Below are 19,560 nucleotides of genomic sequence, written 5' to 3'. Positions count from 1 at the left end.
ACTAGCTACTTACTACTCGCTCATTCTGCAATTAATCACTTCTTTACCAATATTAACCTGTTGCAACGGATTATGAGAAAAAATTGGTAATATTGGTTAAACAGACCAAAGCACTGCATATGAAAGATCCATGACAAAATTTTCATTATTTCATACAGGGAAATGAGATTTTTGTCATGGCAAGTTCCATCTGGCCAAAACAACAAATAATATTTTCAGATGAAAGTCGTTCAGTTCACCATACCGGTTTCGCAGGAACATTCCATTATGGTACAGGAAGATAAGCTGCCGCATTTTTACAACCACCTGCACCGCCATAACGAAACACAAATTACGTGGATCATCAAAGGCGAAGGCACCCTCATAGCCGGTACCTGTATGCAACGCTTTCAATCGGGCGACATATACATCCTGGGCGCTAACCAACCGCACCTGTTCAAAAGCGATCCTGTGTATTTTGAAAAGAACAGTCAGAAAGATATACATGCCCTGACCTTGTTTGTTGATTTACATGGCCCGTTTGGCAGGATCATGGACCTGCCGGAAATGAGCAACGTTAAAAAGTTTATGGAAGTCACCCGCAAAGGACTACAAGTGCCTGCATCGCATCAGCATGATATTATGAAAAAAATGATGCTGATAAAAGAAGCCAGGAACGGCATCAGGCTGGCATTCTTCATTCAATTGCTGCAAACCCTCTGCCGCATCAAACAATACAAATCACTTTCCAGCACCCATACAGAAAGCTCCATTACAGAATCGGAAGGACTGCGCATGAATGATATTTACCAATACACCATGGCGCATTATACCGAGAACATTACGCTTAAACAAATTGCCGATGTAGCCCATCTTACACCACAGGCTTTTTGCCGGTATTTTAAAAAACATACATTAAAGACATACGTTGCCTTCCTCAATGAAGTGCGCATTAATGAAGCCTGCAAGAAAATAGTAGCGGAAAATTTCGACAGCCTCGCTGCTGTAGCCTATCAAAGCGGATTTAACAATGCCGTTACCTTCAATCGCGTATTCAAAAAAATAACCGGACAACCTCCCAAGAAATTCCTTACTGAATACATGCAGAAGGTAAATTAGACCAAATAACAAGTACCAAATCACAAAAGTCGAATCCTAAACGGTATTATATCTGGAACTTGATTTTTGTATTTTGGAATTTATTATCACTCATCCCTCATCTTGCAACTATTTATAACTTATCATACATTGACCAGCACACGGGAAAAGATAAGTTCAAAATAAATATGTTTCCCCGGAAACTTTGTGTTTAATTTGATCACATTCAATAGCCTTCGCTTTAAAGAGTAGCCAACGCCCTGCAATACCTGAAATTCAATTAGTCTCCATTACACAACCTTATCAGCGAACGAACGAGCGGTTTTTACCGCCCGGGAAGTTTTGCATTTACCGGTCGCTGATCACACCCATTCAATGGCTGTAATTAGCGGTCACCCTTATACCCGTGATCAAACACAATCTATATGAAAAGACGACTACCTAAACCATTAACGCTTTTATTGCTTTTCTTTCTACTAAGTAATTACTTATCGGCCTCGCCGGATTGTCCCATTGTAACAGGCAGGATAACCGGGGCCGATGGCACGACCTCAGACCCTGCCGCAACCGGGTGGTATTTAGATGCGACCAATGTAGCTTCCTCCGGTTATTTTGCTGTAAAATCGAACCGTTTGCATGCCCAGGAATTGGGCGGCGTAGGGATCTGGTATTCGCGGGTGTTTTCTACCGCGGGTTATTCAGAGTTCCAGGTAGCAGTAAAAATTTCTTCAGAAGGTGATATGAACAGTTCGGAATATGTGCAGATCTACTACAAAATCAATGGCGGTGCAGAAACACTGCTCGATTCACGTACCGGCAACTTCGGCACCATCGATTTCATCTCGGGTGTACTTAGCGGCAACAACGTGCAATTGGTTGTAAAAATATACAACTATAACAACGGTGGTTCGCAAACCTCAAAATACTACCTCGAAGAATACCGGGTATTCAAAGAAAAAGGCCCCTGTTCAGTTTCGGCTATTAACGTAACAGCAACAGCCGGCAATTCGGGTGTGCTTACCTGTGCCAACCCATCACTGGGTTTATCAGCAACCGCCACCGGATCAGGCACCACCACCTGGAGCTGGTCGGGACCCAATGGCTATACTTCTACTTTACAAAATCCTACGATCACAACAGCCGGAACTTATACAGTAGTAGCCACCAATAGCACCGGTACCGGATCAGCCAGTGTTACGGTTACGGAAAACAAAACAGCGCCAATAATCACCGCTACCGGCGGCGCATTGAATTGCGGGTCGTGCGTAAGCATCAGCGCCACCTCTAATGTAAGCGGCGCTACGTATAGCTGGTCGGGACCGAATAGTTTTACGTCTACTTCGCAAAACCCCACGGTTTGTGCGGCCGGTACTTATATAGTAACAGTTACCAATCCGGCTAACGGGTGCAGCGCCCAGCAATCAGTTACCGTATCGGCCAGCACCGTGTCCACCATCTGGCTCGAAGACTTTACCGGCCTGGCCAACGGCACCACGTCTGATGCGGGCGCCACGGCATGGTCAACTTCTGTTACCGGCTCCGGCACCTGGTCGGTACAAAGCAATGAATATAAAGTTTCATTCAGCGGCAGCCAGGGCGTAGGCACCTGGACCTCACAGGCAATAGATATCTCTACGAAATCGAATGTCACATTCTCGGTTAACCTGCGCAGTGAAGTGGCCAGCGGCAACGATGCTTTTGAAGCCTCCGATTACCTTCGGGTTTACTATAAACTGAATGGCGGGGCAGAAACGCTGGTATATGAAGATTTCGCCGGAATAGGTACAACTACCAACACCACCGGTTCTGTTACGGTAAATTCAGCCTCTCTCAATGGCAATACCCTGCAGATAATTATCAAAGCAAGTAATTCCGACCCTACAGAACGTTACTTCTTCGACAACATCAATGTAACGGGCAGCAATGCCGGTACCGCTACCATAACACCAACCGTAACCGGAACAGTAACCTGTACAGCTACGGCGCAATTGTCGGCAACAGCCAGCAGCAGCGTAACAGCCTGGTCATGGACCGGGCCAAACGGCTTTACTTCATCGGTACAGAACCCGGTTGTAAGCGCAGGCGGTCAGTATATAGTAACCGCTACCTTAGCGTCGGGATGTGCTGTATCCGCTACTACTACGGTCGCGGAAAACAGAACAACACCCAATATAACCGCTACCGGTGGAACCCTGGCCTGTTTGTCTTCCATTACCCTGAACGTGAATTCAACCGTAAGCAATGCCACCTATAGCTGGACAGGACCCAACGGTTTTACCAGCAATGCAAAAAACCCTTCAGTAAGTACTGCAGGCGCTTATACTGCAACCGTAACCAATCCGGCCAACGGTTGTACCGCCTCTCAGGAAGTTACCGTAACTGCCGGTGCAACTTCGCCCACCACTTTCTGGACAGAAGATTTCGCAGGTCTCACCAATGGCACTACTACAGATGCAGGCGCTACTGCGTGGACCGCTTCCACCAGCGGCAGCGGTACTTATTCCGTACAAAACAATGAATTCAAAACCTCCTTCAGTAGTCAGTCGGAAGGCGTATGGACCTCACAGGAAATTGACATTTCGGGCAAATCCAATGTCACCATTTCGGTTGACCTGCGTAGTGAAACCACTTCCACAAGCGATCACCTTGAATCAACCGATTACATCAGGGTTTATTACAAACTGAACGGTGGCGCAGAAACACTGGTATATGAAGATTTCGCTGGTATTGGCAATACTACCAACACCACGGGTTCAATCACCGTTACTTCGGCAGCCCTCTCCGGCAGTACGCTGCAGGTGGTTATAAGGACCAACAACTCAGACCCCACCGAAAAGTATTTCTTTGATAACATCAACCTGACTGGCACCCCTAACTTAAACGAAAGTGCAACAGCTACTGCCGCCGGTATAATCACCTGCGCGAACACATCGGTATCACTACTGGGATCTTCGCCATCGGCCGGTGTAAGTTATAGCTGGTCGGGACCGAACGGGTATACATCAACAGCCCAGAACCCGGTTGTAACTACCGGAGGTGTTTATACGTTAACCGTTACCAACCCCTCAACCGGTTGCAGTGCCGCCGATACGGCCTTTGTTTCAATGAATACCACTGCACCTGAAATAACCGCTTCGGCCAATCCTTTACAATTAACCTGCATCGACACCAGTTCTATCCTTTCCGGCAGCGCATCTGTGCCGGGCGCCAATTACAGTTGGAGCAATGCCGGCGGTATCATTGCCGGAACGGCCAGTACCTCAATAAACACTGCAGGTACTTATACCTTAACTGTTACCAATCCAAACAACGGTTGTGCAGCCGTGAGCCAGGTGGCCGTATCGCAGAATACTGAAACCCCGGCAGGCGTAACAGCTACCCATTCAGGTTCTATCACCTGCCTTACGCCAAGTATCAATATCACCGCTACCGTTTCTTCACCCGGAGCAAACTACAGTTGGAGCGGCCCGAACGGGTACAGCGCATCTACCCTGATTGCATCCATAACAAGAGGCGGCACGTACACCTTCACGGCTATCAATTCAACCAGTGGTTGTATTGCAACTGCAAGCACCATTGTAGAAGAAAACACGGTACAACCCGGTGAAATTTCTATTAATAACTCCGGCACCATTACCTGCTTAACCAACAGCGTAACCATTTCAGGTGCTTCTTCATCAACAGGAGTGAATTATAAATGGGAAGGGCCAAACGGGTATAGCGCCTTTTCTTCATCGGCAACAGTTTCCCACGGCGGTATTTATACTTTAATAGCCACCAACCCGGTAAACGGTTGTAACTCGAGCAAATCGACCACCGTTACAGAGAACACAGCGATGCCTGAATTAACTATTAGTAATACCAGTCCGCTGAGCTGTGCCAACCCAACCGTTACCCTCACGGCAAATACAAATACGCCAAATGCTTCGTTCTTCTGGTTAGGCCCCGAAGATTTTGTAGATGTCATGAGCACAACAACAGTTACTATCGCCGGCACTTACATTGTCACCGTGACCGACCCGGCCAACGGTTGTATCACTACTGACTTTACAGAAGTAACGGAAGATTATTCTGATTGCGGCGCCCGGAAAGTTACAACTGATGCTACGGCAAAGGTTACTGAACAAAATACACCAGTTACTGCAGTAACCAGCCTTACGCATAAAGCGTATCCCAATCCGGTTATAACAAATGGGCTTATTGAGTTCACATCGCCCCTAAGCGCCAATGCTACGGTTGGCATTTACAATGCGCTGGGCACATGCGAAAAAGTATTGTTCAAAGGCAATGTAACAGCAGGCCGGTTGTACCGGGTTGCTCTTCCTGCCACACAATTATCAGCAGGCGCTTATTATTACATCATCAATACCGGCAGTAAAACCTACACCGGCAAACTGGTGATCGTGAAATAAACTGTTTTCAATAAAAACAGATATTAAAGACCCCGCTTGAAGGCGGGGTCTTTTTTTTGTTATATTAGTTTTTAATCGATTATTATACTCCGTTACTTACATTAAAGCATACATTAATTTATTATTTTGCCAGATAAGTGTATCCTTTATTTATAGCTCATACGGCCTCTTCAACGTATTAATGGTCAAATAATAGCGATAATTGCTATTTACATACAAATAACGAATTATCATAATCCAATTAGTACTAAGACACAGTTTCCCCGGGCTATCCATTTTTACAGGGCTATGTTCTGTTACTAACAAAAATCCGTTACCCGATGAAATTCGTTGTTCAAAAATACCCTGCCAAATGCATCCTGTTTACGGCTGTATGGCAACCCCAACAGCCTATGCCATGCATCATACATGGCATTATCCATTAATATAACCTGTGACCATAGTGCCCCTTCTGCCACGGCGGAACAGGGAAAACATGCATACAGGCAGCCTTATACGTGAATAAATTCCCTATATATGCAAAAACGTATACCCAAACGGTTTACTCTTTTAATGTTCTTTTTTTTGCTCAGTAATTATTTATCGGCTTCGCCTGACTGTCCTATTCTCACAGGCGAGGTTACAACAGTTGATGGCACCACTTTTAAAGAAAAAGGCCCCTGCACGGTTTCAGCTATCAATGTAACAGCAGCAGCGGGCAACGGCGGTGAACTTACCTGCACCAACCCATCATTGGGTTTATCAGCCACCGCCACCGGATCTGGCACTACCACCTGGAACTGGTCGGGACCAAACGGGTATACTTCCACTCAACAAAACCCAACCATTACTACAGCCGGCACTTATACAGTGGTAGCAACCAATAGTACAGGTACCGGATCAGCCAGTGTGACTGTAACAGAAAATAAAACAGCGCCTGATATTACGGCCATCGGGGGAACCCAGGCCTGCTCAAGGGTCATTGCGCTTACTGCAAACTCAACGGTAAGCGAGGTTACGTATAGCTGGACAGGCCCGAACGGCTTCACCAGCAATGAAAAAGATCCAAGCGTAAGTGTAGCGGGCACCTATACGGTTCTCGTAACCAACCCGGCCAATGGCTGTAGCAACCAGCAATCAGTGTCAGCAACAGCTGGTGCAGCTATACCCGCCACGCTCTGGTTAGAAGATTTTAACGGTCTCAGCAATGGCGCCACATCCGATGCAGGCGCCACCGCCTGGACAGCCACTGCCAGCGGCGGCGGCACTTACGCTGTGCAAAACAATGAGTTCAAAACCTCGTTCAGCAGCCAGAAGGAAGGCGTATGGACTTCGCAGGAAATAAACATTTCCGGCAAAAAGAATGTATATATTTCGGTTGACCTGCGTAGTGAAGCCACCCCCAACCATTCCTTCAATACACTCGATTACATCCGCATTTATTTTAAATTAGACGGGGGTGAAGAAATATTGGCTTTTGAAGACCTAGCCGGAATAGATTCCAGCACTACCGGTACAGCCTCTACTACCTTTGATTCTTGGGCGCTCCGAGGCAGTACCCTGCAGGTGATCATTAAAACAAACAACTCCGCCGATAACGAGCGCTATTATTTCGATAATATCAAGGTTGCAGGAAGCGATTTTGTCACCGAAAATGTTACGGCAACCGGCAGCATAACCAGCTGTGCCCCTTTATCAATAACTTTGTCAGGTAATGAAATACCGGGTGTAGTAATTTATACCTGGACAGGACCTAATAACTTTTTTTCATCAGGAGTACGAAACCAAAACCTGGTTGTGACTGAACCAGGTATTTACACCTTAGATGTTAAGAACTGGTCTACAGGTTGTTCTGGTACCGATACAGCCGTGGTTATCCTTGACAACTCAGGCCCGGGCGCCTGCGCCAGTGCAAGCGGAATACTCTCCTGCACCGGTACATCTTCAGTTACCCTTTCCGGCTCTTCCTCCACTTCGGGAGTAACATATAGCTGGACGGGTCTGAATAACTTTACCTCTGCAGCGCAGAACCCCGTAGTTACTACAGTAGGGCCATATAATTTAACGGTAACCGATCCGGCAACCGGATGTACCAGTACCGCAACAGTTAACGTTACTACCAGCATCAGCACAGAGGCAACGGCTACCGACATACTAACCTGTACCAGGAACAGTGTAGACCTTACAGGCAGCAGCCCGGCCACCTCACCTGTAAATTATAGCTGGACCGGCCCTGGTAATTTTACCTCAATAATGCAAAATCCATCGGCTACTGCTGAAGGTATCTATACATTGACCGTTACAGATCCGTCAACAGGTTGCATCGCCAGTGATACCGCCCTGGTTTCATTAAATAATACCCCGCCGGGCGCTTGTGCATCTGCCTTTGGAACACTTGACTGTAACAGCGGTTCTTCGGCCAACCTTTACGGTTCTTCTTCCACTTCGTGCGTAACGTATAGCTGGACGGGACCGAACAACTTTACGTCTGACGAGCAGAACCCTGTAGTTACTGTAGGAGGTACTTATAATTTAACGGTTACCGATCCGGTAAATGGTTGTACCAGCACGGCATCGGTTACAATTACCGTAAGTAACACCAAAACGAGCACCTGGCTGGAAGATTTTACCGGTTTGCCCGATGGCACTATTTCCGATGCAGGCGCCACACCCTGGACCACTTCTAAAACGGTGTCTGCGGCTGAAATTGCGGTTCATAATAACCAACTCAGGATCACCAATTGCACCACAACCGGTGAGGTAGTGTGGACGTCAGGCGCGATCGACGTGGCCGGAAAAACCGGTATCCGCATTACAGCTGGCATAAGAAGCTCCGTTATCAATGGCGCGGTGATGAATAGAGATCCTGTTTATGGGGATTACATCCGGATCTATTATAAACTAGATAATGGCAACGAAGTACTGTTTCACGAAAGAACCGGCGACATTAACTGGCACGGCGAAAACCCTGCACACATAGCTGTTGGTCCCGACAATGGAAACTATAACACGCTGCAGGTGATAGTAAGAGCAAGGGCCATAGGCAATGATGAATTCTATTATTTCGACAACTTGCAGGTAGTGGCAACCGAGGCCGCTAACATATCAGCCAGCGCAACAGGCGGAACCATTAACTGTATTAACAATTCGGTTGCGCTTCAGGGCAGCTCTGCGGCATCAGGCGTAAGCTATACCTGGAGCGGGACGGATGGTTATACCTCCAATGCACAAAACCCGGTTGTAAATACACCAGGCACCTATACATTAACAGTGGCATCTGGAAGTTGTACAGGAACAGCCACCGCAACGGTGATCATGGATACAACGAAACCTAACATAGCAACGCCCAGCCATGCGGGTATTATCACCTGCACCACGCCAAGCATTGGTATCATGGCTACCATTTCAACGCCTAATTTAGTTTATAGGTGGAGCGGCCCTGATAATTTCAGCGCTACTACATTAAATGCATCTGTGACCAGAAGTGGTACGTATATTTTCACCGCTACCAATCCAAACAATGGTTGTTATGATACAGCCATCACAGTGGTTGACGAAAACACCGCGCGACCGGGAGAAATTTCTATCAACAACTCAGGGACCATTACCTGCCTTACCAAGAACGTAACCATTTCGGGAAGTTCTACTTCATCTGGTGTTAACTATAGATGGGAAGGCCCAAACAACTACAGCTCGAATTCTTCATCAGCCACGGTGACGCGCGGCGGTACTTACACCTTAACTGCCACCAACCCGCAGAACGGTTGTACTTCAAGCAAGCCAACTACGGTTGCAGAGAACACAACGGCGCCGGTAATAAATATTACCAATACCAGCCCCATTAGTTGCGCTAACCCAACTGTTAATTTAACAGCCAATAACAATACGATGAATGCCACCTACCTGTGGCTGGGCCCTGAAGATTATGTAGCGGTAACGAAGACTATAGAAGTTAATATCCCCGGCACTTACATTATCACCGTTACCAACCCGGCCAATGGCTGTTTGACTACCGATTTTGCGGAAGTAACGGAAGATTATTCTGATTGTGCGGCTCGAAGGTCGGCCAACGTTGTCACTGAAAAGGCTGCTGAACAAAATACACCGGTTACAGTAGTAACCAGCTTTACGCATAAAGCATATCCTAACCCGGTTATAACAAATGGTGTTATTGAGTTCACAACGCCTCAAAGCGCCAATGCTACAGTTGGTATTTACAATGCGCTGGGCACTTGCGAAAAAGTATTGTTCAAAGGCAATGTAACAGCAGGCCGGCAGTACCGGGTTGCGGTTCCTGCCACACAATTATCAGCAGGCGCTTATTATTACATCATCAATACCGGCAGTAAAACCTACACCGGCAAACTGGTGATCGTGAAATAAGCAATTCGATCGTAATTAACACATCAAATGGTCCCGCCTTCAGCGGGATCTTTTTTTTGCATCACATAATACGACGATTGCCACCGGAATAGCACGACCGAAAAATAGTAGATCAACCATCACGCATTCATCAATCACTAAACACATACAATTATTTGCTTACATGACCCTGGAAATCACAATTAAACAAAACAACCATTAAACTCACGAAACGCGCTACCAGCAAGCATTTCAACAATCGTCGTATTTCTACCCACATTAAATGCATGCAAACATTAATATGTATAAATATATCACAAACATATATACGTAGTTTAAAAATAATAGTGTGTTTGGAAGAAATAATTGCATTACTTTGTTGCGGATATCCCTAATATAAGTGTACCCACTAAAATCCGAACCTAATGAAACAAATCTACCGTTTATACGGTATCCCCAACCGTATACTTTGTATACCTTTCTTAATTGCCCTTTCACTTTCATTGGTCTTATTGATACCTGTAACCGCTCATGCGCAAGTAAATTCGTATGCCCGGGTTACGGCGATCAATGGGACCAAAACGCAGTTAACGATCAGTAATCGAAATGAAACCTATCACACATTTACCGTTGGTGAAGAGGTGATCGTAATGCAAATGCAGGATACTGTTATCGGCACCAATACGGCTAACAATGCTAATTTTGGTAACCTATCTGCCATTGCCAATGCGGGCTTTTATGAAATAGCTGTTATCAGCGCCATTAACGGCGGCAGAACGACTATTACATTAAGCGCCCCATTGTCGAAAACATTTTCCATTGGCAACAACAGTCGCGTACAGGTAGTAAGTTTTACCCAACTCAGTACCGGTGGTACCAGTAATTTCATAACTACAGCCGCTATTCCTGCCGTGGCATTCAATGGAAACGTTGGCGGTGTGGTGGCCATACAGGTACCCGGCACATTAACGCTGCGGCATAATATTACTGCCGATGGACAGGGCTTTACCGGCGGCGCTATTTCCGACAATTATGAAAATGAATGTGAGCCTGGTGTGTACCGTACAAACTCAGCTAACTACGCAGCCAAAGGACAAGGGATCTATTTAAGCACCAACACCAACTATGCCCGTGGCCGGGCCAGGTGCGTGAATGGCGGCGGTGGTGGCAGTGATGACAATGCCGGTGGCGCCGGCGGCGGCAACTACTCTGCCGGCGGCGATGGTGGCGCTGGCTGGACCTGCAATCTTACCCCTTCAGGCGGCCTGGGTGGTATAGCATTGAACACCTATTTAATAGCCGGCACCCGTTTGTTTATGGGCGGCGGCGGTGGTGGCGGCCAGGGTAATAATTCAAACCAGACAGCCGGTGGAGCTGGTGGAGGTATTATTATCATAAAAGCAGGAGCTATAACTACTAACTGCACTTCTACCACACTAAGTATCTCGGCCAATGGAAGTGCTTCACCCGGAACCAGTGGCACCGGTAATGATGGCGCTGGTGGCGGCGGTGCAGGCGGCACCATTTTATTACAGGTAGGCAGTTGGAGCGTTTCTGAAACCTGCCGGTTAAATATACAGGCAAACGGCGGCAATGGCGGTGACGTAAATAACGCCGGCGCTCATGGCGGCGGCGGCGGCGGTGGACAAGGCGCTATTCTTTTTACAGGCGCCAGGCCTACAACCAATGTTACTACCGGCACCACTCCTGGTACAGGTGGTTTAAACAGCAACGGACCAGGCGGCACCCGGGCAAGCAATGGTTCGGGCAATAATAATGCAGGCATCGTTGAAGGTATTGGTACTGTATTGCCGATCAGGCTGCTGCATTTTTCAGCGGAGAACAGCAACAAAAAAGTATTGTTAAGCTGGTCGGCTTCCGGTGAAGCCAATGCGCTGTTCACTGTTCAACGCGCTGCCGATGGTATCAATTTTACGACTATTGGCACTGTAAAAGGCGCCAGCAACAGCACCGTCAACCAGTATACCTTTACCGATCCCAATCCCGTACCTGGTAAAAACTTTTACCAGTTACAAATGAGGGACGAGATCACCAGCCAGATAACCTATTCAACCATTGTATCGGTAAATATTACAGAGGCGCAAAGCATTGTTGCAGCCTGGCCTAACCCCGCGCACGATCATTTCAGCGTTCGGGTGAGCAATGAGTATAGGGATAAAAATCATGTGGTAACTATAACTGATCTTACCGGCAAGGTAATGTACACAAACACATACAAACCGGCTAACGGTATCATTACCGTAACCCCGGGCAGTGATTTAAAGCCGGGCTTCTATTTATTCAAGCTAACCAGTGAAGGATACGAGCAATCGGGAAAGGTGATAATACGATAAGCGATATTTTAAATTATAGCGAGGCCGTCGTTCAAAAGTAATTTTGAGGCGGCCTTGTTGTTATTTTAATTTCCTGTCGATTGTTTTAACAGGCGTTATTAAAAAAACGAGAGCCCCGATGGTCGGGGCTCCTAAAGATTAAGTAATATGTTGGTTATTCATCTATCATTGAATAACCCGGGCAACTGGCGGAGAAGCAGACTCCTAGCCGTTCAATCCTACAGCTATTACCTGGAACCAGTACTTCTCTTTCGATTTCAGACCGGTAAAAGTGTAGCCGGGATCGGTAGTTACCTTGTTAACCCATACATTGTCACCTACAAGCGGGTCGATTGTATACTGGTGAATGTACGCTTTGGCGCCTGCCACTTTTTTAACCCTGATAACTGCTTCACCGGAGCGATCGATTGATACGCTCAGTTCTTTAATGGGCGACATAGTCTTTGTACCCCTTGCCTTATTTTCCTCAGGAATTAACTTATAAAACTGATCAATTTGCTTATCGCCCCGAAAAAAAATTTATAACTCATCTGTTTTAACTTATAGCCGTTGAAAAAGTAATTATAACCCACCGGCTTTAACTTATCTACCAGAAAAAAGTTATTATAGCCTCAACCTTTTAACTTATAACCAAATAAAAACAACTATAGCCTGCCGGTTTTAACTTATCGCCGGGGAAAAACAATTATCCGGCCGCTTACACTATACATAGGCGGCAATAATTCCTTTATAAAGCCAGGCAATAAGCATATAGCGCAAAATATTTTCTTATAAAACCAGCCAACCTTCTCAAAACCTTCTCCCATAAAAAAGGGTGAGCCGCCATAATAGACGACTCACCCAGGAAGCTCACTTAAATATATTTATTTGGTTAGAAGGAAGAACACCTCCCTACTAGCCACTCGCTACTAGCTACTCACTATTGTTTCACCAACGTAAGCACATTGGCATTTCCTTTCGAATCTTTCACATGCACATTGTACACGCCTTTGTTCAATCCACCGATCCAGAGCGGCAACAGGTGCTCTCCTTTATTCACGGGCAACATCCTGCGTGCATGCACACGGCCAGTGATATCAGTTACATAAATAGTAACTATCGATTCGTGCATTGCCTGTAAATATACATAGGTTGTTGAACCATTAGTTGCCGAAGGCCTCAACTGAACCAGGTTCGTTTTGTTAAACAACAATGATTGAATGGCGCTGTAGGCAATATCATTTTGTTGCCCGGTCATCTGCAAACGATAAAACACGGTGCCGCTGCCAGGCAGGTTATCGGTATAATTATACGATGTTTTGCCAGCCTCGGCATTCACCTGCCCAATGGTTATAAAATGAACGCCATCGGTTGCTCTTTGTACGTTGAAATGTTTCGCGGTAGTAGAAGCAGTTATGTTCCAGGTTAAACCTGCTGCTGCATTACCGGACTTTTGTGCCGTAAACGATTTTAGCTCCAAAGGTAATGCCACCGCACCGCTGGTTACACTGAATTGGGTAAGCGTAGCAAAAGAACCGTCGGCGCGGGCATATGGATTTGCACCGTTGGCCGGGCCTCTTAAACTCGCCTCAACAATTTGTGTTCCGTTCGAACGGATGATCTGCGTTTGTGTTCTGTCGAAAGAAGATTGCTCTTCGCCACCTTGCCATTTCAGCGACAACGTTACATTACTTCCTCCATTCACCGATTCCGACACGAGCCATGTTCTCACAACCCCTGAACCAAATACACCACCGGGTATCATTTGATCATTAACTGCAATGGCAAAATGATCTACTGTTCCGGCATTGGTCAACTGAATGGGATTATAAGCCGCAGGGGTAGGCCCTACCGGGAACAACACAGCGCCATCGGCTGCATCTACCTGTTCAATACGCAATCTACCCAAACCGGTATTACCCGCACCGGCACTCCCATTTCCGGTAACGATCCAACTGGTGGCCGGGTCGGTAAAGGCGCTGGTCACAATAGGATTACTGCCGGTTCGCATAGTAAGGATATTTGTGCGGGTCACCAGTTTAGCCGAACCGCCCAAAACCAGGTTATTGCTTACATCAACATTATTGCTTAAAAATTTATTACCACTGCCATTGATCTCCAGCGAGCCGTGGTTGGCGGGGAATATTTCCTGGTTACCGGTAGCTATATAAGCAACAGTTCCCTGGATATTAAAAGGCCCCGTCATATTATCAATTACTCCGCCGCTAATGGTGAGGCGGGCTGCATTTTCAATTTCAATACTTTTATAGAATGCAGTGCCAGTACCGGCACTGATCAGCGGCATCTTTGTTGGCCAGTTGGGCACCAGCACATCGATGGTATTATCAGGAACGCCGCCACACCAGTTCAATGGTTCCTGCCATGCAGTATCTTTTGCACCCAGCCAGGTCCCCGACCGGCGAACAGTTAATGTTCTACCTAATGAAGTAATTGGCCCACCACAAAAACTGTTAGTAACAGTTACCCGGTACCGGTAGCCATTCAGGGCGGTGGTAACCGCCCCTAAACTTAGTGTGTTCGTTGTAGCACCGGTTACAGTTGACCATGTACCGCCGTTTGTGCCGTTATCTGTTTCCCACAGGTATTGCAGCGTTACACTACCCGCAGCAGTTACTCTAAACCCGGCAGGGCTGTTGGCACAAACAATAGTATCCCTGGGTTGAACGGCAATTGACGGCATGGTACGTACCGATAAAGCGCCCAGATTGGTTGCCATGGCGCAACCTAAGGTAGAAGGATAACTGGCCACCAGGCGTAACTGATAGGTATTGCCCGAAAAAGGAGTAAAACCTGTTAATTGCAAGGTATTGGTTTGCGCACCACTGTACACTGCATCATTGGCCAGGTCGGTCCAGGTTGGCGAAGCCACCGGTTTCAATTGCCATTGATAGGCTATAGCAGCGCTACCTGTAGCAGTAGCAGTAAAGCTCGTACTAGCACCCGGACAAATTGTTGCACTTACAGGAGTAAGGTTGCCGCTATTGCCGAATACCGGTTTCGATAATACATACAAGGTATCCAATGCAATACTGGTAGCAGAACAACCAGTTGTTATATTGGTAGCAATATACCTATATATATAACCACTCATACCCAAAGTAGCTGTGGGATAGGTAAGGTCATACGTATTAGCGCCTGAATAACCGTCGCCAGCCGTGGCATTATTCCACGTGGTACCATTATTGATGCTCACCTGCCATTGATAGCTAAGGCTGGCATCATTAAATACCTGCAAACCGGCCCCGGTTGCCCCTTCACATACTGTCGTTGATCTTGTAGCCGAAGAAACTGCCGGCGTGGCATTTACGGTAAGCAACGCACCTACAGTGGTGGAGTTTCCCGTAGCATCGGTTACTACACACCGGTACATATTCCCATTGAATGCGGTTGATACATTTAACACGGTTAAAGTAGAAGTATTAACACCGCTGTAGTTGGCTCCATTCGTTATAGGGCTGTAACTACCGCCGCCGTTAACACTCACCTGCCATTGAATAGTTACCGTACCGCTGGTACCCGTAACAGTTCCAATAGTAAAGGTGGGGTTTGAACCGGCACAAACCGTTTGAGGTGCCGGACTCTGCCCCAACACCGGAACGCGCGACATGGCTGCCGACGCAATGCACAATAACCAGATTGTGCAGATAATAATTTTCACCAAAAGCCCCAGGTACACGCGCGAGGCCGATTGAGTAAAGTTTTTCATACGTACGGAATTGTTTTAATAGGTCGGATATTTTGATTATACAATCAAGCAGATTATTGATAAATGGTGGCTGGAAATTATGAAGAAGAGAATCAGGTAAACAGTAATCAACCGGCTTCAAATACATCTTACCGGTAGCACTGCATTGGTAACATTGGGTTTCTTCAATCCAGGGTTATATACGTTATTGATGCAACGTTAAATGTAGGAACTTTTCCAGTTTTCGCATATTCATTCCATGTATATAAAGCGTCGATATATGAATATGAAGCAGGCTCATTATTAAGCTGGTAACAATAACCGGAATATAATATGTAAAAGAATTATTATTGATTTGCCCCCAAATAAACCGGCAAAATCAGGCAGGCCCCAGGCAAACCGCCATTTCATTGATCACCCCAACAGGACGGGATATCCACTTATGCAGGTACAATTCTTTACCCCCTAAGGCAATAAAATGATTTATATCATATATAAGCTATTCCATTTCATATTACATATAATTTAGTTACCTTGCGACGCTTTGATTTGTAACAATAACATTATAATTTAACCGCTTAAACTCCAAACTCCTAAGTCATGAAAAAAAGCCTGGCACTAGGCCTTATAAGCTGTATACCCCTGTATGGCTTATCTCAACAGTTCACTGGTTACTCGTACGACAATTATTCGGGTGTTCACGGCATGTTACAAAACCCCGCCTCCGTTGCCGGAAGCAAGTATAAAGTGAATATCAACCTGTTTTCCATGAGCGCATTGGCTGGCAATAATGCCTATGAGCTTAAGAAAGACAAATTTTCCAATTTCGACTTTTCAGACCTGGAAGAGAACAGGGATTTTCTGAAATCGGCCAATGCCGATAAAAAGCACCTATGGTTGAATACCGATATCATGGGTCCCTCTTTTATGATCGCTACCGGCAGAAAAAGTGGCTTTGGCCTGTACAGCCGCATGCGCACGCTGGTAAACGAATTTAACCTCAGCGATAAAACATTTCGCCTTTTTGGCAACGATTCTGCCTTTTATAATACCGCACTCCAGGAAAGCAACGTGCAGTTCAAGGCCCATGCCTTTGCGGAAGCAGGCTTATCTTATGGCCGGGTCATCTACAATTCTCCGCAACACCTGCTTAAACTGGGTGTTACCGGTAAATATGTGGTCGGACTGGCGGCAGCCTCCGTATATTCCAATAAGTTATTGGTGAATATTGCCAAGAACGACTACATCAACCAGCTTGAAGGCGACTTTAACGTACGCTATTCAAGCAACCTCGATGACGTGGACGATGACTTCTCCGATATCCTGGACAAATCTTCCGGTAACCATGGCTGGGGGTTAGACCTGGGCCTGGTATATGAATGGCGCCCTGAAAGCAGTGGCTGGCTCACGACCGACCCTACCCTGTATAAACTTCGCCTGAGCGCTTCGGTAAATGATATCGGTTCGGTAAAATATAAAAATTCCGAGCATGGCGACAGCTATACCATGAACGCGTCTACCCGGTCTACCGATGACTTTGAAAAAGACGATGACGAAACTTTCGATGAATATTTCACCAGGCTCGAAAGCATGAACATCCTCACGTCTAAAGCCCATACCGACAAAATGAAGGTCAGCCTGCCTACCACCCTTCGTTTTGACGCCGACTATCATATTTACAAACGGCTTTTCATTAATGCAGGTACCGTAGTGAACCTCCTTAACAGAAACAAGAACCAGTTTTCGGCCCAATATGCCACGTCCTTTACCGTAACACCCCGCCTGGAAAAAAAGTGGTTCAGCATTTACTCACCGTTTTATTATAATACGCTGAATAAGGCAATGGCATGGGGAGCAGGCTTACGCGCAGGACCCGTGTTTGTTGGTTCGGCTTCCATTCTGTCTAATTTCTTATCTAATAAAAATGTGAGTGCCGCCGATGTACACCTGGGCGTAACCTTATCTATTTACCAACGCATCAAAATAAAGCGGCATAAAGCTTCTCCCCCACCGGAACCTAAACCGCAACCTGTGGTTGAAACAAGGGTTGATACTGTTGTGAAAAATGTAGAGGTTATAAAAGAAGTACAGATCACGCAGGATAAAGACAACGACGGCCTTGTTGATGATAAAGACGAGTGCCCTGAAATACCTGGCGAAGTTGCTTTGGCAGGTTGTCCAGATAAAGACAAAGATGGCATTGCCGATAAAAACGACAAATGCCCTGAGGTTGCCGGTACCACTAAATACAATGGTTGCCCTGTGCCCGATACCGACGGCGATGGACTGAATGATGAGAACGATAAATGCCCTGATGTTGCCGGTACCGCCAAATACAATGGTTGCCCCATTCCTGATACCGATGGCGATGGATTGGATGATGAAACCGACAAATGCCCTAACACACCAGGCAAACCCGCCAACAATGGCTGCCCTGAAATAAAACAGGAAGTTGCCAAGAAGGTAGCCATAGCGGCCAAAAGCATTTACTACATGTCGGGCAAAGACATCATTCAAAAAGTTTCTTACCCCAAACTGGATGTTGTAGTTAAAGTGCTGAAAGCAGATCAGGAGTTACAGATCAGCATTGAAGGGCATACCGACAATAAAGGAAATGCGGTATTCAATTTGAAACTATCGGCCAAACGCGCCCAGGCTGTGAAGAACTACCTGATCAAAAAAGGTATTGCCGAAAACCGGATCAACGCGCAAGGCTTTGGTGATACAAAACCAATCGCCAGCAATGTTACCCCGGCAGGCCGCGCCAAGAACAGACGCGTAGAGTTGCATTTGAATTATCAATAGATGATGGCAACCATCAAGCAATTCAACCATCAAAATATTAAAAAGGGGGCCTTTGCCGCGGCGAAGACCCCCTTTTAATTTTCACCAGTTCTGCATTTACTTTCTTACTACATCAAACTTGCGGAAGATAGAGTTCACACTACTGTTAATTTCCTTTTTGGTCACATTCCTGCTGTTCACGTCGTCGGTCGTCCAGCCCTGCCAGATGGTTTTATCGGTTCTCGCATCTACCATCGTTATAGTTAATGTACCTTGTCGTACTTCCGCAGTATTGTTATCGTATCCCATAAACATGGAAGGATAGTAAATAGTCCCCCACCGGCGATAGAATGGGTTGTAAAACATGCGCCGGTATGGCATTGAGTATACAGGATTTGATTGTTCCCTGGTAGTTTTTTCAACAAGCATATCATAGCTTATCAAAACATCCGGTTTGCTCTTGTCTTCCCGCCAGCCTTCTTTTAGCAATTGCGCATTTACCGCTTCATGAACATGCTTTTTCATAAACTCCATATGCCTGCCTTTTTCCTCTTTCTTATCACTATCTATCCAGGCGTACGTTTTATAACGGCTGAAATCTGCCGTCTCGTCTTTTTCAATGTAAGCAGGCGTAGCGCAGCTCACCGCCAATAGGATGGGCACAAAAAGAACTGGTATAGCTTTTAGTATATTCATAACAACTCCTCCTTTTTTTGTGTATAGTTAACCTACATTATTAACGTTGAAAATGAAACAGAAGTAATTAAGGCTTTGTGAAAGTATACCTAAGGAATTGTTAAACACCCCTAAAAAATAGGCAGCCCTGAAGAATCAGGGCTGCGAGTCACATGAGAAAATTATGCAGCAATCGTTTTGATTCCGGGTTGATCGCTGCAGCTATTCTTTA

General features: G+C 46.2%; 8 protein-coding genes. 5 read left to right on the top strand and 3 right to left on the bottom strand.

Going from position 1 to position 19,560, the window contains the following annotated elements:
* The first annotated feature begins 219 nt into the window (after window positions 1-219).
* From FAM09_RS24425 to FAM09_RS24410, 4 genes are all read left to right on the top strand, one after another.
* Window positions 220-1,098 (top strand): AraC family transcriptional regulator, encoded by an 879-nt coding sequence (locus FAM09_RS24425; protein WP_136579789.1) that lies wholly within the window; start codon window positions 220-222, stop codon window positions 1,096-1,098.
* Between the two features lie 404 nt (window positions 1,099-1,502).
* Entirely contained in the window at window positions 1,503-5,489 is a 3,987-nt protein-coding gene (locus FAM09_RS24420) for a T9SS type A sorting domain-containing protein (RefSeq protein ID WP_136579788.1), read from the top strand.
* A gap of 516 nt (window positions 5,490-6,005) precedes the next feature.
* On the top strand, window positions 6,006-9,851 hold the full coding sequence (locus FAM09_RS24415) for a T9SS type A sorting domain-containing protein (protein ID WP_136579787.1): 3,846 nt from the start codon (window positions 6,006-6,008) through the stop codon (window positions 9,849-9,851).
* A 404-nt stretch (window positions 9,852-10,255) separates the two neighbouring features.
* Entirely contained in the window at window positions 10,256-12,184 is a 1,929-nt protein-coding gene (locus tag FAM09_RS24410) for a T9SS type A sorting domain-containing protein (protein WP_136579786.1), read from the top strand.
* Between the two features lie 204 nt (window positions 12,185-12,388).
* On the opposite strand, the gene FAM09_RS24405 is transcribed toward FAM09_RS24410, so the two are convergent.
* The gene (locus tag FAM09_RS24405) at window positions 12,389-12,622 is read right to left on the bottom strand and encodes a fibronectin type III domain-containing protein (RefSeq protein ID WP_136579785.1); all 234 of its coding nucleotides are present in this window, start codon (window positions 12,620-12,622) and stop codon (window positions 12,389-12,391) included.
* A gap of 481 nt (window positions 12,623-13,103) precedes the next feature.
* Window positions 13,104-15,890 (bottom strand): immunoglobulin domain-containing protein, encoded by a 2,787-nt coding sequence (locus FAM09_RS24400; protein WP_136579784.1) that lies wholly within the window; start codon window positions 15,888-15,890, stop codon window positions 13,104-13,106.
* Between the two features lie 579 nt (window positions 15,891-16,469).
* On the opposite strand from FAM09_RS24400, the gene FAM09_RS24395 reads away from it, so the two are divergent.
* Window positions 16,470-18,674, top strand: a complete 2,205-nt coding sequence (locus FAM09_RS24395) for a DUF5723 family protein (RefSeq protein WP_136579783.1) — start codon at window positions 16,470-16,472, stop codon at window positions 18,672-18,674.
* Window positions 18,675-18,770: 96 nt separating this feature from the next.
* Here the strand turns inward: FAM09_RS24395 and FAM09_RS24390 are convergent, their stop codons facing one another.
* Entirely contained in the window at window positions 18,771-19,349 is a 579-nt protein-coding gene (locus FAM09_RS24390; protein ID WP_136579782.1) for a DUF4136 domain-containing protein, read from the bottom strand.
* Window positions 19,350-19,560: the final 211 nt, after the last annotated feature.

It is taken from the genome of Niastella caeni, assembly GCF_004834005.1.
Classification (GTDB): domain Bacteria; phylum Bacteroidota; class Bacteroidia; order Chitinophagales; family Chitinophagaceae; genus Niastella; species Niastella caeni.
Note: the sequence above shows the minus strand (reverse complement) of the source record. Positions and strands in the feature narration are given on the sequence as shown.

Coding starts and splice junctions, on each gene's coding strand:
- FAM09_RS24425 (WP_136579789.1), top strand. CDS start 220: ATGAAAGTCGTTCAGTTCACCATACCGGTTTCGCAGGAACATTCCATT.
- FAM09_RS24420 (WP_136579788.1), top strand. CDS start 1,503: ATGAAAAGACGACTACCTAAACCATTAACGCTTTTATTGCTTTTCTTT.
- FAM09_RS24415 (WP_136579787.1), top strand. CDS start 6,006: ATGCAAAAACGTATACCCAAACGGTTTACTCTTTTAATGTTCTTTTTT.
- FAM09_RS24410 (WP_136579786.1), top strand. CDS start 10,256: ATGAAACAAATCTACCGTTTATACGGTATCCCCAACCGTATACTTTGT.
- FAM09_RS24405 (WP_136579785.1), bottom strand. CDS start 12,622: ATGTCGCCCATTAAAGAACTGAGCGTATCAATCGATCGCTCCGGTGAA.
- FAM09_RS24400 (WP_136579784.1), bottom strand. CDS start 15,890: ATGAAAAACTTTACTCAATCGGCCTCGCGCGTGTACCTGGGGCTTTTG.
- FAM09_RS24395 (WP_136579783.1), top strand. CDS start 16,470: ATGAAAAAAAGCCTGGCACTAGGCCTTATAAGCTGTATACCCCTGTAT.
- FAM09_RS24390 (WP_136579782.1), bottom strand. CDS start 19,349: ATGAATATACTAAAAGCTATACCAGTTCTTTTTGTGCCCATCCTATTG.